Here is a 15,300-nt window from a genome sequence, read left to right as displayed (position 1 = left end):
TGGCAGGCCGGCCCGCAACAATCAGTAGTAAGCGTTTTCTTTCTGCGTGTGGTCAGTCACGTCGCGCACGCCCTTGAGTTCCGGGATACGCTCGAGCAACGTGCGCTCGATACCTTCCTTCAGGGTCACGTCAGCCTGGCCACAGCCCTGGCAGCCGCCGCCGAACTGAAGCACCGCAATGCCGTCTTCCACCACGTCGATCAGCGACACCTGGCCGCCGTGGCTGGCCAGCCCCGGGTTGATTTCGGTTTGCAGGTAATAGTTGATGCGCTCGTTGATCGGGCTGTCGGCGTTGACCATCGGCACTTTCGCATTCGGTGCCTTGATGGTCAGTTGGCCGCCCATCCGGTCGGTGGCGTAGTCGACCACCGCATCGTCCAGGAACGCTTCGCTGAACGAATCGATGTAGGCGGTGAAGCTCTTGAGCCCCAACGCGGTGTCTTCGGGTTTTTCTTCTCCCGGCTTGCAGTAGGCAATGCACGTCTCTGCGTACTGGGTGCCGGGCTGGGTGATGAAGATGCGGATCCCGATACCCGGTGTGTTCTGCTTGGACAGCAGGTCGGCCAGGTAATCGTGGGCGGCATCGGTAATCGTAATGGCGGTCATGGAAACTCCTCGCAGGCTTGCCGGCAGTTTACGCCAAATCAGGGCGCCGGACAAAGTCCCAGTATTTTTGTCAGGAAAGCAGCCCGCGGTACGGGCTCGCCGCCGGACAGGCCGGTCAGAGGTTCTGGTAGCGATTCATGTCCAGCACGCCGGCCTCCAAGGGCTCGGTTTCCTCGATGTAGCGACTCAGGTCATGGAAGTAGTACCAGAACTGCGGGTGACTGCGACGAATTCCCCAACGTTCGACAATCCGCTGGAACGCATGCTCATCCTGAGCGCTCTCCATGGCGTCGACGAACGCCGGGACTTGCCCGGCGGGGACATTGAACATGAAGTTCGGGTAGCTGCTGAGCACTCCCGGGTACACCGTCAAAGTGTCCAGCCCCGGTTGGTAGCGCCGCTCCTCACCCAGCAGGAACGCCACGTTGCTATGGGCGCGGTTACGCAGCAGGCTGTAGACCTCGCGATGGCCATCGGCGGTTTCGACACGCAGCATCGTCGCTTCCGGCAACTGGTCGATCACCCGAAGCCCCGCCGCCGGGCGCGATACCAGGCGACTGAGGGCCTGCTCGGCGTTCTGCAGGGCCGGAGCGATGTTCGGGCGCGAGCAATAGGCGCCGTCGCAACGGTTGATCGGGTCGGGTCGCGCATTCAGTTCGCCATAGCGGAGCAGCAATTGCCGGGCAAAATCGCCCTTGGGGTCGCGCTCGTCAAGCTTGAGGGCAGTCAGTTTGTCATTGTCGATGCTCTCGTAATCCAGCCACATCTTGAATTTTCCACCGGACTGGTACCAGTCGTCGAGGTAGCCTTCCCGGGCACCGGCCGGCATCAGGCGCAGGAAGTTCTGTTCCGCGCCATTGCGAATCAGATCGAAGTAAAGCCGCGTCTGAGCCTGATGGGAAACGTTGCCGAACACGTCGAAATTCACCGCCAACTGGTAGTAAGTGCGTTCCAGCAAAGGGAAGTCGAACAGCCACATTGTCTGCGGTACTTCGCCGATCAGGCCCTTGGTAACCGAGGCGCTGTCGAAGTGCCGGAAAATACTCAGCAAGGCATTGTCGTTGCCGGCCCACAGCGTCGACCAGCTCGGCGCCGGCAGTTCGGCGTAATTGTTCCGGCGCAAGGCCTCGTAGGCGTTACGCTTGTCGCGGTAGTCGAGCCACAGGCTGACAACGCTGCCCACATCATCGTTCTGCCCCGGCATCGCCAGCAATGGCGTGGCCTGGCCGCGATAGTTCGGATCGGTGATGTACAGGTCGTGCTCAGGGGCCTGGAACAGCGCCCAGAAGTTGTCGCGGATCACATCCGTGGCGATCGGGCCGCGGCACACCGGGCCCCGGATAAAGGTGCGCACGAAATATTCGGCGTTATCGAGCATGAATTGATAGCGGGCCTGGGCCGGGATCGCTTCAAAGGTGGAGAACGGGTTCGAGCGGCGCTCCGGCCCATAGCCGGGCAACGCCGTGACCTGCCAGTTGCCCTTGTAGAACAGGCTCTTGATCCGCGCCAGCTTGGCCGCACTCAGCCCGTAGGTGATGTGGGTCTTGTGCACGATCACCCCTTGCACCGCCCAGAGTCGGTAATAGACACGGGTGCCGGGGTCGTCGTTCGGGCGCCGGGTATTGATCAGGTCGATCGGCTGGCCACTGGGCGTGCGCGAGCGCACCCACTGGAAGAAATGCCCCGGCTCGCCGTCCTTGAAATAGATATGCGCCAGGAACCAGTGCTCGAACAACCAGCGGGCCACCAGGCTTTGCCGGGCGCCAGGGGCGTTGAGCAGGTTCTCCCATTGCAGCACCTGCAAGGCTTCGGCGGCACTGGGAGCCAAGGCTTGCTGGTCGATGGGGGCGCCGGCGGCCAGCCAGCGCTGCAAGGTCTGGTATTGCTGATCGGTCAGGCCGGTGACCGCCAGGGGCATGCCTTCCCTGGGGTGGGCGGCAGCGTATCCATCGAATTGCCCCGGCATCGCGCAGCTGTTTTCACGCTCCAGGCCCAGCACGATGTCTTCCGGCAACTTGGCGTTGGGCTGCAACGGTGCGCCGTGTCCCAACGCCAGCATCTGCGCCATCAATGCAGCCTGGCTGCCCTGGGCATCGAGTACGGAATAGAAGCCCTTGCGCTGCCAGGCCTGTGGGCCGGAAGCGTCATAGAACAAGCGGGTCGGGACGGCGGCCTGGCGGCGCTCGCCGTCATACACCGACATTTTGCTCGCGCCCCGGGCCGCGCCTTCGCCGCTGCCCAGGTTCAACTGGCAGGCGGAGTCGTAGCAGGCGTGGCAGGCCACGCATTTCTCGGTGAAGATCGGCTGGATGTCGCGGGTGTAGGACAGCGCTGGTAGGGGATCCTTGGCGGCTGCGGTAAAAGACAACAGCAGCAACAGACTGCCGAATAAGACGCGGTACGGCATGTCTCGGTCCCTAAGAGATGGAACGGTGATTCTACCGGGCCAGCAGCCCCTTGCAAACATGAGCAACATTCATGCAAAAGCCGCCCACGATCAAATCCGGCACAGGTTTGCTATGATTCCTGGCTTCGTAATGGTCTTTTCTCCAGGTAGTCCTATGTCCGATCGCAGCGCTCGCCTTTATCTTCTCCAGCAGGCCCTCAAGGAACGTATCCTGATTCTCGACGGCGGCATGGGCACGATGATCCAGAGCTACAAGCTGGAGGAACAGGACTATCGCGGCAAGCGTTTTGCCGACTGGCCGAGCGACGTCAAGGGCAACAACGATTTGCTGGTGCTGACCCGTCCCGACGTGATCGGCTCCATCGAAAAAGCCTACCTGGACGCCGGCGCCGACATCCTCGAAACCAACACCTTCAACGCCACCCAGGTATCCCAGGCCGACTACGGCATGCAAGGCCTGGCCTATGAGCTGAACCTGGAGGGTGCGCGCCTGGCCCGCAAGGTGGCCGACGCCAAGACCCTCGAAACACCGGACAAGCCACGCTTCGTCGCCGGCGTGCTCGGCCCGACCAGCCGCACCTGCTCACTGTCGCCGGATGTGAACAACCCCGGCTATCGCAACGTGACCTTCGACGAACTGGTGGAGAACTACACCGAGGCCACCAAAGGCCTGATCGAGGGTGGCGCCGACCTGATTCTGATCGAAACCATCTTCGACACCCTGAACGCCAAGGCGGCGATCTTCGCCGTGCAAGGGGTCTACGAAGAACTGGGCGTCGAGCTGCCGATCATGATTTCCGGCACCATCACCGACGCCTCCGGCCGCACCCTCTCCGGCCAGACCACCGAAGCGTTCTGGAACTCCGTGGCCCACGCCAAGCCGATCTCCGTGGGCCTGAACTGCGCCCTGGGGGCCCGCGAACTGCGCCCTTACCTGGAAGAGCTGTCGAACAAGGCCAGCACCCACGTCTCGGCCCACCCCAACGCCGGCCTGCCCAACGAGTTCGGTGAGTACGACGAGCTGCCAGCGCAAACCGCCAAGGTCATCGAAGAGTTCGCCCAGAGCGGCTTCCTGAACATCGTCGGCGGCTGCTGCGGCACCACCCCTGCGCACATCGAAGCCATCGCCCAGGCCGTGGCCGGCTATGCTCCGCGGCAGATTCCGGAAATCCCCCGGGCCTGCCGCCTGTCGGGCCTGGAACCGTTCACCATCGATCGCAGCTCGCTGTTCGTCAACGTCGGCGAGCGGACCAACATCACCGGTTCCGCCAAATTCGCCCGGCTGATCCGCGAAGACAACTACACCGAAGCCTTGGAAGTGGCCCTGCAGCAGGTCGAGGCCGGCGCCCAGGTGATCGACATCAACATGGACGAGGGCATGCTCGATTCGAAGAAGGCCATGGTGACCTTCCTCAATCTGATTGCCGGCGAACCGGACATCTCCCGCGTACCGATCATGATCGACTCGTCGAAATGGGAAGTGATCGAGGCCGGCCTCAAGTGCATCCAGGGCAAGGGCATCGTCAACTCCATCAGCATGAAAGAAGGCGTCGAGCAGTTCATCCATCACGCCAAATTGTGCAAACGCTACGGCGCCGCCGTGGTGGTGATGGCGTTCGACGAAGCCGGCCAGGCCGACACCGAGGCGCGCAAGAAGGAAATCTGCAAGCGCTCCTACGACATCCTGGTCAATGAAGTGGGCTTCCCGCCGGAAGACATCATCTTCGACCCGAACATCTTTGCCGTCGCCACCGGTATCGAAGAACACAACAACTATGCCGTGGACTTCATCAACGCCTGCGCCTATGTCCGCGACGAGCTGCCCTACGCACTGACCTCGGGCGGGGTGTCCAACGTGTCGTTCTCGTTCCGCGGCAACAACCCGGTACGCGAGGCGATTCACTCGGTGTTCCTGCTGTATGCGATCCGCGCAGGCCTGACCATGGGTATCGTCAACGCCGGCCAGCTGGAGATCTACGACCAGATCCCGGTGGAACTGCGCGATGCCGTGGAAGACGTGATCCTCAACCGCACCCCGGAAGGCACCGACGCCCTGCTCGCCATCGCCGACAAGTACAAGGGCGACGGCAGCACCAAGGAAGCGGAAACCGAGGAATGGCGCAACTGGGACGTCAACAAGCGCCTGGAGCATGCCCTGGTCAAGGGCATCACCACCCACATCGTCGAAGACACCGAGGAATCGCGCCTGTCGTTCGCCCGTCCTATCGAAGTCATCGAAGGCCCGTTGATGGCCGGCATGAACATCGTCGGCGACCTGTTCGGTGCCGGCAAGATGTTCCTGCCCCAGGTGGTCAAGTCGGCCCGGGTGATGAAGCAGGCCGTGGCCCACCTGATTCCGTTCATCGAGGCGGAAAAAGGCGACAAGCCGGAGGCCAAGGGCAAGATCCTGATGGCCACGGTCAAGGGCGACGTCCATGACATCGGCAAGAATATCGTCGGCGTGGTGCTCGGTTGCAACGGTTATGACATCGTCGACCTGGGCGTGATGGTGCCAGCGGAGAAAATCCTGCAGGTGGCCAAGGACGAGAAATGCGACATCATCGGCCTGTCCGGCCTCATCACGCCGTCCCTGGACGAGATGGTGCACGTGGCCCGCGAGATGCAGCGCCAGGATTTCCATCTGCCACTGATGATCGGTGGTGCCACGACTTCCAAGGCCCACACTGCGGTGAAGATCGAACCCAAGTACAGCAATGACGCGGTGATCTACGTCACCGACGCCTCCCGCGCTGTCGGGGTGGCGACACAGTTGCTGTCCAAGGAACTGAAACCGGCGTTCGTCGAGAAAACCCGCCAGGACTACACCGAGGTACGCGAGCGCACCGCCAACCGCAGCGCCCGCACCGAACGCCTGAGCTACCCCGCCGCCATTGCCAAGAAGCCACAGTTCGACTGGAGCAGCTACCAACCGGTCAAGCCGACGTTCACCGGCGCCAAAGTGCTGGATAACATCGACCTGAACGTTCTGGCTGAATACATCGACTGGACGCCGTTCTTCATTTCCTGGGACCTGGCCGGCAAGTTCCCACGCATCCTCACCGATGAAGTGGTCGGCGAAGCGGCCACCGCGCTGTACGCCGATGCCCAGGCGATGCTGCGCAAGCTGATCGACGAGAAACTCATCAGCGCCCGGGCGGTGTTCGGTTTCTGGCCGGCCAACCAGGTGCATGACGACGACCTGGAAGTCTACGGCGACGACGGCAAGCCGCTGGCCCGCCTGCATCATCTGCGCCAGCAGATCATCAAGACCGACGGCAAGCCCAACTTCTCCCTGGCCGACTTCGTCGCGCCGAAGGACAGCGGCGTGACCGACTACGTGGGCGGCTTCATCACCACTGCCGGCATTGGTGCCGAGGAAGTGGCGAAGGCCTACCAGGAAGCCGGCGACGACTACAACTCGATCATGGTCAAGGCCCTGGCCGACCGCCTGGCCGAGGCCTGCGCCGAGTGGCTGCACCAGCAGGTGCGCAAGGAACACTGGGGTTATGCCAAGGACGAAAGCCTGGACAACGAGGCGCTGATCAAGGAGCAGTACACCGGCATCCGTCCTGCCCCCGGTTACCCGGCGTGTCCGGATCATACCGAGAAAGCCACGCTGTTCCGCCTGCTCGACCCCGAGGCCAGCGAATTGAAGGCCGGCCGCAGCGGCGTGTTCCTCACCGAGCACTACGCCATGTTCCCGGCGGCAGCGGTCAGCGGCTGGTACTTCGCCCATCCCCAGGCGCAGTACTTCGCCGTGGGCAAGATCGACAAGGACCAGGTCCAGAGCTATACCGGCCGCAAGGGGCAGGAGCTGAGCGTGACCGAACGCTGGCTGGCGCCGAACCTGGGTTACGACAGCTGATCCGGAAGATCGCGGCCGGCACCGGTCGCGATCTTTTTTCGCGGGTTGTCTATGCTTGCCCCAAACCCATGGCAGACGAGGGATTTATGGACGATCCAGTCGACAACAAGCCGCCGACCCTGCTGCAGATGATGCACAGCGTGCTGGCCGCCGCCTTCGGCGTGCAGAGCGGCAAGAACCGCGCCCGTGACTTCACCCACGGCAAACCGAGTCACTTCGTGATACTGGGCATCGCCTTCACGGTGATCTTCGCCTTGACGCTGTTCGGTATCGTCAAGCTGGTGGTGCATCTGGCGGGGATGTAAAGAAACCTATCTGCAGAACACAACCTTGTGGGAGCGGGCTTGCTCGCGAAAGCGGTGTGTCAGGCGAAGTCAATATCGACTGAACCACCGCTTTCGCGAGCAAGCCCGCTCCCACAGGTTTTATTGCGTTGAATAACCGATTACTGGTGACTGACCCAGAACACCGCCGTGCCCACCACCAGGATAATCAGGAACAGAATGGCCCAGGCATCAACGGTACTGTCGCTTTTCCTTGCTTTGGTCGGATTGCTCATTGCATCGCCTCTTGTCGGTTTTTTAGGTGATTGCATAGGGACTCGACCACAGTTAAGACGATGATTGCCCATACGACAAATGTGGGTTCGAGGCCGATAGATCCCATTAGGTCATTTGGTTCTTTACATATACTCAAACATCACTTTTGCGCATAACTCAAAACAGGTATCTTGCACCGGCTCCTATAGGAGTGCGCGGCCGTGCGCGCAGAATTGCCGAGGCAGAACCCGATTCCAGCGAGCCAACACGCAGCTGTTTCTGATCGGCCCAAGCCTGAGACCGAGACTTATATGTACGTATATGACGAGTACGATCAGCGGATCATCGAGGACCGCGTCAAGCAGTTCCGTGATCAGACCCGACGCTATCTGGCAGGCGAGCTGAGCGAAGAAGAATTCCGCCCTCTGCGCCTGCAGAACGGCCTGTACATCCAGCGTTTCGCCCCGATGCTGCGGGTGGCGGTGCCTTACGGCCAATTGACCTCACGCCAGGTGCGCAAGCTGGCCCAGATTGCCCGCGACTACGACAAGGGCTATGCCCACATCAGTACGCGGCAGAACGTCCAGTACAACTGGCCGGCCCTGGAAGACGTGCCGGAGATCCTGGCCGAGCTGGCCACCGTGCAGATGCACGCGATCCAGACCAGCGGCAACTGCCTGCGCAATGTCACCACCGACCAGTTCGCCGGTGTTGCGGCCGACGAATTGATCGACCCGCGTCCGTGGTGCGAGATCGTCCGCCAGTGGACCACTTTCCACCCGGAATTCGCCTACCTGCCGCGCAAGTTCAAGATCGCCATCAACGGCTCGACCTCGGACCGCGCCGCCATCGAAGTCCATGACATCGGCCTGGAGGCGGTCTACAACGCAGCGGGCGAGCTGGGCTTCCGCGTGCTGGTGGGCGGCGGCCTCGGTCGTACGCCGGTGGTGGGTGCATTCATCAACGAGTTCCTGCCCTGGCAGGACCTGCTGAGCTATCTCGATGCCATCCTGCGGGTGTACAACCGCTATGGCCGTCGCGACAACAAATACAAGGCGCGGATCAAGATCCTGGTCAAGGCCCTGACACCTGAAGTGTTCGCCGAGAAGGTCGAAGCCGAAATGGTTCATCTGCGTGGCGGCCAGACCACCCTGACCGAAGCCGAAGTCCATCGCGTGGCCAAGCACTTCGTCGACCCGCAATACAAGGCCCTGGACAACCAGGACTTCGCAGCACTCGACAAGGAATATCCGGGCTTCGCCCGCTGGCGCAGCCGCAACACCCTGACCCACAAGAAACCTGGCTACATCGCGGTCACCCTGTCCCTGAAGCCGACCGGTGTAGCGCCGGGCGACATCACCGACAAGCAGCTGGACGCCGTGGCCGACCTGGCCGAGCGCTACAGCTTCGGTCAGTTGCGCACTTCCCACGAGCAGAACATCATCCTGGCCGACGTCGAACAGAGCCAGTTGTTCACCCTGTGGGGCGAGTTGCGCGAACAAGGTTTCGCCACGCCGAACATCGGCCTGCTGACCGACATGATCTGCTGCCCTGGCGGCGACTTCTGCTCCCTGGCCAACGCCAAGTCGATCCCGATCGCCGAATCGATCCAACGTCGTTTCGATGACCTGGACTACCTGTTCGATATCGGTGAACTGGACCTGAACATTTCCGGTTGCATGAACGCCTGCGGTCACCACCATGTCGGCCACATCGGTATCCTGGGCGTGGACAAGAAAGGCGAAGAGTTCTACCAGGTCTCCCTGGGTGGCAGCGGCAGCCGCGACGCCAGCCTGGGCAAGATCCTCGGGCCTTCGTTTGCCCAGGACGACATGCCAGACGTGATCGAGAAGCTGATCGACGTGTACATCGAACAACGTACCGAAGACGAGCGTTTCATCGACACTTACCAACGTATCGGCATCGACCTCTTCAAGGAACGCGTCTATGCAGCGAATCATTAAGAACAACGAGGTCATCGACGAAACCTGGCACCTGCTGCCCAAGGACGCGACCCTCGATGGTATTTCCAACTGCGACGACCTGATCGTGCCACTGGCTCTGTGGCGTGATCATTCCCGCGCCCTCAAGGTCCGCGATGGCGGCCTGGGTGTGTGGCTGGATGCAGACGAAGAAGCGGAAGAGATCGGCGACGACGCCAATCAATTCCAGGTCATCGCCCTGAACTTCCCGGCCTTCACCGATGGCCGCAGCTACTCCAACGCCCGCCTGCTGCGTGACCGTTACGGTTTCAAGGGCGAACTGCGGGCCATTGGCGATGTACTGCGCGACCAGCTGTTCTACATGCGCCGTTGCGGTTTCGACGCGTTCGCCCTGCGTGCCGACAAGGACCCCTACGAAGCCCTCGAAAGCCTCAAGGACTTCTCGGTGACTTACCAGGCCGCCACTGACGAACCGCTGCCGCTGTTCCGTCGTCGCTGAATCCGCTGTAATGAAAAAGCCCTGATCCGGATATTCCGGTTCAGGGCTTTTTTATTTTGATCGCAAACCAGCCATGTCGGCACAGCCCCCTGTGGGAGCGGGCTTGCTCGCGAAAGCAGCGTGTCAGGCCAAGTCAATATCGACTGAACCACCGCCTTCGCGAGCAAGCCCGCTCCCACAAGGGATTGGTGGTGAAGCCAGGATTACCAGAACCGCTGCTGGGTCAATCGGCTCCACCAGCTCAACAGCACCCGGTCCACCGAGCCACTGGCCGCGATGCCGACGCGCTCTTGCAGGCTTTTGCGTTCGGCATAGTGCAGGTGGTACAGCTCGGCGCTCTTGGCGCGCTCGGCCAGGTATTCGTCGCTGGTCTTCAATTCATCCACCAGATGCTTGCCGAGCGCGGCGACACCCAGCCAGACCTCGCCGGTCGCCACTTCATCAATGGCCAGTTGCGGGCGGTAGTTGGACACGAAGTTCTTGAACAACTCGTGGGTGATGTCCAGGTCCTGCTGGAATTTCTCCCGACCTTTCTCGGTGTTCTCGCCGAACACCGTCAGCGTGCGCTTGTACTCACCGGCGGTCAGGACTTCGAAGTCGATGTCGTGCTTCTTCAGCAGGCGATTGACGTTCGGCAACTGGGCCACGACGCCGATGGAGCCGAGGATGGCGAAAGGCGCGCTGATGATCTTCTCGCCGATGCAGGCCATCATGTATCCGCCGCTGGCCGCGACCTTGTCGATGCACACGGTCAGTGGTACGCCGGCCTGGCGGATCCGCGCCAGTTGCGACGAGGCCAGGCCATAGCTGTGGACCATGCCACCACCGCTTTCCAGGCGCAGCACCACTTCGTCCTTGGGCGTTGCCAGGGTCAGCAACGCGGTGATTTCATGGCGCAGGCTCTCGGTGGCCGAGGCCTTGATGTCGCCGTCGAAATCCAGCACGAATACCCGGGATTTGGTCGCCGGCTTGTCTTTTTGCTTCTTCTGCGCTTTCTCAGCCTTGCCTTCGCTCTTGCGCAGGGCCTTGAGCTGATCCTTGTCCAGCAGCGTCTGCTCCAGGCGCTCGCGCAGCCCCTTGTAGAAATCGTTGAGTTTGCTTACCTGCAACTGGCCGGCCGACTTGCGCCGCCCCTTGCTGCGCAGGGCAGCAAAACTGGCCAGCACCACCAGGATGGCGATGACCAGCGTCACGGTCTTGGCCAGAAAACCGGCGTATTCGATAAAGAACTCCACGATCACTCCTAATAGATTCTCGACTCGCCGCTCGACGGCGGACATTAAACGTTCCCAGCATACCCATGCACCTGCGTCGCTACCAGCCGGGAAACCTGTGGTTACCTTAAGCCCGGGCCAGGCTGGACAAGGCTGTAACAGACATTTCAAACAAGCGTATGTTTTTTCATTGACAGCTCACGGCCATCCTCATAACCTCGCCAAACCTTCAACGTACCGGGATGACGCGGACGTGGGCAGTATCTACCTGATTCGACATGGCCAAGCCTCCTTTGGTGCGGACGACTACGATGTCCTTTCACCCAATGGCGTACGCCAGGCAGAGGTGCTGGGGAGCCACATGGCGGAGCTCGGTGTGGTGTTCGATCGTTGCCTCTCGGGCGACCTGCGCCGTCAACAGGACACCGCCACCGGCGCGTTGGGCCGGATGTCCGCCGCCGGGCTGCCGGTTCCCGAAGTGGAAACCGACGCCGCGTTCAACGAGTTCGACGCCGACGCGGTGATTCGCGCCCTGCTGCCGGACCTGCTGCCCCAAGAGCCCGAGGCCCTGTACATCCTGCGCAATGCCGCGCAGAACCGTGCCGAATTCCAGCGGATTTTCGCCCTCGTGGTCGAGCGCTGGCTCAGCGGCCAGTACGACCCGCCCGGGCTGGAGAGCTGGCAGGGTTTCGTCGAGCGGGTCCAGGCCGGCCTGCAGCGCATCCTGGAACAGGCCGACAACAGCCACAAAATCGCCGTGTTCACGTCCGGCGGCACGATTACCGCCCTGCTCCACCTGATCACCCGGATACCGGCCCGACAGGCCTTCGAACTGAACTGGCAAATCGTCAACACCTCGCTCAACCACCTGAAATTCAGGGGACGCGACGTGGCCCTGGCTTCCTTCAACAGTCATGCTCACCTGCAACTGCTGAAGACCCCGGACCTCATCACCTATCGCTGAGGCCGAAATCGTAGACCCTTGCTGTATCCACCCGATAAGGATCGAAACCATGACCTCCGTAGTAGACGCCGTACAAAAGATGAAAGAAAAATTCAACCCAGCCGCCGCTTCCGGCCTGGACCTGGTATTCGGTTTCAACATCACCGACGAAGACAAGCAGTACGCCCTGATCGTCAAGGACGGTACCTGTGAATTGCAGGAAGGCGAAGATACCGACGCCAACTGCACACTGGTGATGGACAGCGAAACCCTCAAGGGCATCGTCAGCGGTGAAACCGACGGCATGCAAGCATTCATGGGCGGTAAACTGCGTGTCGAAGGCGACATGATGCTGTCGATGAAACTCTCCGAACTGTTCCCGGCCTGAGCCTGCGCCCCCTTCCGGGCGCTCCTGGCTGCAACGAATCCCGCCCCCGTGGCGGGATTTGCGTTTCTGTCCTCCGGTAATTCTTCCAGTACGCACAACGTTGATCCCGGTCAGTTCCGGCTCGCCCTCCAAGCGCTAACTTGACGCCTCCATCAGAAGCCAGGGACGGCTCATCGGGAGCCGGTGCTCGCTCATCTCAAGGAAGAGAACGTCATGCCCACATTGAAGATCATCCTGCTGTCGACCGCATTCAACGGCCTGACCCAACGTGCCTGGCTGGATCTGCGCGAGGCCGGTTATCGCCCCAGCGTGGTGCTGTTCACCGATCCGGATTCGGTGTGTCGGCAAATCGAACAAAGCGGGGCCGACCTGGTGATCTGTCCCTTCCTCAAGGACCGGGTGCCCGAGCAACTGTGGCGTAATCCCCACCGACCGGTGGTGATCATCCATCCGGGCATCGTCGGCGATCGCGGTGCCAGCGCGCTGGACTGGGCCATCATGCGCCAACCCGAACGCTGGGGCGTCACGGCGTTACAGGCGGTGGAGGAAATGGATGCCGGACCGATCTGGGCCACCTGCGAGTTCAACCTGCCCGAAGGCCTGCGCAAATCAGAGTTGTATAACGGTCCGGTCAGCGATGCGGCCATCTGCTGCATCCGCGAAGTCGTGAAGAAGTTTGCCAACGGTTTCGTCCCGGTGCCGCTGGATTACAGCCGCCATGACGTGGTCGGGCGCCTGCGGCCGAACATGACCCAGGACGACCGCACCTTCAGCTGGCACGATAGCGCCTTGTTCATCAAGCGCTGCATCGACGCTGCCGATGGTCAGCCAGGCGTGCTGGCGAGCCTGGTAGGCGGCCAGTTCTACCTGTATGACGCCCATCTGGATGTGCGCCGTGGATTGCCTGGCACGCTGCTGGCCGTGCGTGATGATGCAGTGCTGGTGGCAACCGGTGACGCGAGTCTCTGGATCGGTGCCCTGCGCCAAAAGCCGCGCCCCGGCGAACAGACCTTCAAACGGCCGGCGCGTCATGTACTGGCGGAGCGACTCAACGGCGTGCCGGTGCTCGACAGCTCCTTGGCCCGACAGCCATTCAGCGACGAGGCTTATCAACCCATTCGCTACCGGGAATGCGGCCAGGTGGGTGAACTGACGTTCGAGTTCTATAACGGCGCGATGAGCACCGAGCAATGCCGGCGCCTGGTGGACGCGTTGCGCTGGGTCAAGTCCAGGTCTACCCAGGTGCTGTTGATCCGCGGCGGGCGCGGCAGTTTTTCCAACGGCGTGCACCTGAACGTGATCCAGGCCGCCGCCCAACCAGGCCTGGAGGCCTGGGCCAACATCCAGGCCATCGACGATGTCTGCCTCGAGTTGTTGAGCGCCCGGCAACTGGTCGTCAGCGGCCTGACGGGCAATGCCGGTGCGGGCGGTGTGATGCTGGCCCTGGCCGCCGATGTCGTGCTGGCGCGCAGCGACATCGTGCTCAACCCCCACTACGCAACCATGGGCCTGTACGGCTCCGAATACTGGACCTACAGCCTGCCTCGCGCCATTGGACCGGACCTGGCCTGGACACTGACCCAGGATTGCCTGCCCATCAGCGCCCGCCAGGCATTGCGCTACGGCATGGTCCAGGAGATCGGTCCACGCTGTCCCGACGAGTTCGGCCTGTGGTTGCTGCAACGGGCCAACGGTGCCTGGCACGATTCCGCCTACGGAGCCATCCGGGCCCGCAAGGCCGAACGAAGCCTGTCGGCGATCCAGGCCTGTCGGGATGGCGAGCTGCAACACATGCAGCGCGATATGGTCGAGAATCGTCACGGTTTCGCCGAAAAATGTCGTAACTTCGTATTCAAGCGCAAGGCCTGTCGTACCCCGGAACGGCTGGTTGCACCGTGGGCACGGATGACGGAGGCCGAAGCCGTCCAGTGATTGTCGGTATCGGGGCGGCGTGCCAACTCTTACAATGCCCGCTTCCCCTGCATCGGCTTGAACATGGACATCGACCTCGCCCGCACTTTCCTGGAAATTGTCCGCCACGGCAGTCTCGCTGCGGCGGCAGACAAGCTGCATGTCACCCAGACGGCGATTACCGCTCGGGTACAGAAACTGGAAAGCCAGCTCGGCTGCGCGCTGTTCGTGCGCAACCGCGCCGGTGCGCGGCTGACCAGCGACGGCGAAGCCTTTGTCGTCTACGCCAACCAGCTCGTGCAGACCTGGGAAGCGGCCCGCCGGGACCTGCCGCTGCCCGAAGGCTATCGCAATGTGCTGCACATCGGTGGCGAGGTCAGCCTGTGCAATCCCTTGATGCTCAGTTGGGCCCGTGAACTGCGTCGGACGATTCCCGGCCATGCCTTGCGCATGGACATTCGCGACGGCGAGAAACTGCTGCAACAACTGGAGCTGGGCCTGCTGGATGCCGCGGTGGTGTATCAACCCGAATACTGGCCAAGACTGCAGGTTGAACAGTTGCTGGAGGAAAAGCTGATCCTGGTGCGCCTGGCCAGTTGCCCGGAGCCCTACGTGTATATCGACTGGGGCGTCGATTTCCGTCGCCAGCACGACACCGCCCTGCCGGACAAGGCCAAGGCTGCCGTCACCTTCAACCTCGGGCCTCTGGCCTTGCAATACATCCTGGAAAACGGCGGCAGCGGCTATTTCCGCACGCGCGTCGTGCAAAGCTACCTGGACAGCAACATCCTGGAGCGGGTGCCCAAGGCACCGGAGTTCAATTACCCAACGTACCTGGTTTATTCCCGGGACCGGGATTCGGCGGCGTTGCAACAGGCGTTCGAGGTGTTGCGGGGCATCGTCAGGAGCGGCAGCGACTGGTCCCAGCGCTGGGATCCGCTGGGTTAACGCATGCCGTTAAAAGGCGGGGGAGCGTTTTGCGGCG

At 61.8% G+C, this 15,300-nt stretch carries 11 protein-coding genes; 8 read left to right on the top strand and 3 right to left on the bottom strand.

Annotation, left to right across the window (positions count from 1 at the left end; all coding sequences use genetic code 11):
• Nucleotides 1-21: 21 nt before the first annotated feature.
• Together nfuA and FBY02_RS08065 are read right to left on the bottom strand one after the other, a co-directional pair.
• A complete protein-coding gene (nfuA, locus tag FBY02_RS08070; RefSeq protein ID WP_024781251.1) occupies nucleotides 22-606 on the bottom strand; it encodes a Fe-S biogenesis protein NfuA in 585 nt (194 codons plus the stop codon).
• A gap of 115 nt (nucleotides 607-721) precedes the next feature.
• Nucleotides 722-3,013 (bottom strand): fatty acid cis/trans isomerase, encoded by a 2,292-nt coding sequence (locus tag FBY02_RS08065; protein ID WP_144925715.1) that lies wholly within the window; start codon nucleotides 3,011-3,013, stop codon nucleotides 722-724.
• Nucleotides 3,014-3,167: 154 nt separating this feature from the next.
• Here FBY02_RS08065 and metH point away from each other — a divergent pair, with 154 nt between their 5' ends.
• From metH to FBY02_RS08040, 4 genes are all read left to right on the top strand, one after another.
• The gene (metH, locus tag FBY02_RS08060; RefSeq protein ID WP_144925712.1) at nucleotides 3,168-6,878 is read left to right on the top strand and encodes a methionine synthase; all 3,711 of its coding nucleotides are present in this window, start codon (nucleotides 3,168-3,170) and stop codon (nucleotides 6,876-6,878) included.
• A gap of 86 nt (nucleotides 6,879-6,964) precedes the next feature.
• Nucleotides 6,965-7,183 carry a DUF2970 domain-containing protein gene (locus tag FBY02_RS08055; protein ID WP_144925709.1) on the top strand — a complete coding sequence of 73 codons (219 nt, stop codon included), beginning with the start codon at nucleotides 6,965-6,967 and terminating at the stop codon, nucleotides 7,181-7,183.
• Nucleotides 7,184-7,728: 545 nt separating this feature from the next.
• Entirely contained in the window at nucleotides 7,729-9,381 is a 1,653-nt protein-coding gene (locus tag FBY02_RS08045; protein WP_144925706.1) for a nitrite/sulfite reductase, read from the top strand.
• A complete protein-coding gene (locus tag FBY02_RS08040) occupies nucleotides 9,365-9,859 on the top strand; it encodes a DUF934 domain-containing protein (protein ID WP_144925703.1) in 495 nt (164 codons plus the stop codon). Before FBY02_RS08045 ends, FBY02_RS08040 begins: the two co-directional genes overlap by 17 nt.
• 203 nt (nucleotides 9,860-10,062) lie before the next feature.
• Here the strand turns inward: FBY02_RS08040 and sohB are convergent, their stop codons facing one another.
• Entirely contained in the window at nucleotides 10,063-11,094 is a 1,032-nt protein-coding gene (gene sohB / locus FBY02_RS08030) for a protease SohB (RefSeq protein ID WP_144926079.1), read from the bottom strand.
• 232 nt (nucleotides 11,095-11,326) lie between these two features.
• Between sohB and FBY02_RS08025 the strand changes: the two genes are divergently transcribed.
• From FBY02_RS08025 to FBY02_RS08010, 4 genes are all read left to right on the top strand, one after another.
• Nucleotides 11,327-12,037: a histidine phosphatase family protein gene (locus tag FBY02_RS08025; protein ID WP_144925700.1), complete on the top strand. Its 711-nt coding sequence runs from the start codon at nucleotides 11,327-11,329 to the stop codon at nucleotides 12,035-12,037.
• Nucleotides 12,038-12,086: 49 nt separating this feature from the next.
• Nucleotides 12,087-12,404, top strand: a complete 318-nt coding sequence (locus FBY02_RS08020) for an SCP2 sterol-binding domain-containing protein (protein WP_144925696.1) — start codon at nucleotides 12,087-12,089, stop codon at nucleotides 12,402-12,404.
• Nucleotides 12,405-12,617: 213 nt separating this feature from the next.
• A complete protein-coding gene (locus FBY02_RS08015; RefSeq protein WP_144925693.1) occupies nucleotides 12,618-14,336 on the top strand; it encodes a hydrogenase maturation protein in 1,719 nt (572 codons plus the stop codon).
• Nucleotides 14,337-14,399: 63 nt separating this feature from the next.
• Complete coding sequence (locus tag FBY02_RS08010) at nucleotides 14,400-15,263, top strand: LysR family transcriptional regulator (RefSeq protein WP_144925690.1); 864 nt, start codon at nucleotides 14,400-14,402, stop codon at nucleotides 15,261-15,263.
• The last annotated feature ends 37 nt before the right edge of the window (nucleotides 15,264-15,300 follow it).

The organism is Pseudomonas sp. SJZ078, from assembly GCF_007828255.1.
Taxonomy (GTDB): domain Bacteria; phylum Pseudomonadota; class Gammaproteobacteria; order Pseudomonadales; family Pseudomonadaceae; genus Aquipseudomonas.
The sequence above is the reverse complement of the archived record's forward strand: the minus strand, read 5'-3'. Positions and strand labels throughout refer to the sequence as shown.

Bases quoted from the DNA above. Each gene is read 5' to 3' on its own strand.
- FBY02_RS08055 (WP_144925709.1), top strand. From the start codon at position 6,965: ATGGACGATCCAGTCGACAACAAGCCGCCGACCCTGCTGCAGATGATG.
- FBY02_RS08010 (WP_144925690.1), top strand. From the start codon at position 14,400: ATGGACATCGACCTCGCCCGCACTTTCCTGGAAATTGTCCGCCACGGC.
- FBY02_RS08045 (WP_144925706.1), top strand. From the start codon at position 7,729: ATGTACGTATATGACGAGTACGATCAGCGGATCATCGAGGACCGCGTC.
- metH (WP_144925712.1), top strand. From the start codon at position 3,168: ATGTCCGATCGCAGCGCTCGCCTTTATCTTCTCCAGCAGGCCCTCAAG.
- FBY02_RS08020 (WP_144925696.1), top strand. From the start codon at position 12,087: ATGACCTCCGTAGTAGACGCCGTACAAAAGATGAAAGAAAAATTCAAC.
- FBY02_RS08065 (WP_144925715.1), bottom strand. From the start codon at position 3,013: ATGCCGTACCGCGTCTTATTCGGCAGTCTGTTGCTGCTGTTGTCTTTT.
- FBY02_RS08040 (WP_144925703.1), top strand. From the start codon at position 9,365: ATGCAGCGAATCATTAAGAACAACGAGGTCATCGACGAAACCTGGCAC.
- FBY02_RS08015 (WP_144925693.1), top strand. From the start codon at position 12,618: ATGCCCACATTGAAGATCATCCTGCTGTCGACCGCATTCAACGGCCTG.
- nfuA (WP_024781251.1), bottom strand. From the start codon at position 606: ATGACCGCCATTACGATTACCGATGCCGCCCACGATTACCTGGCCGAC.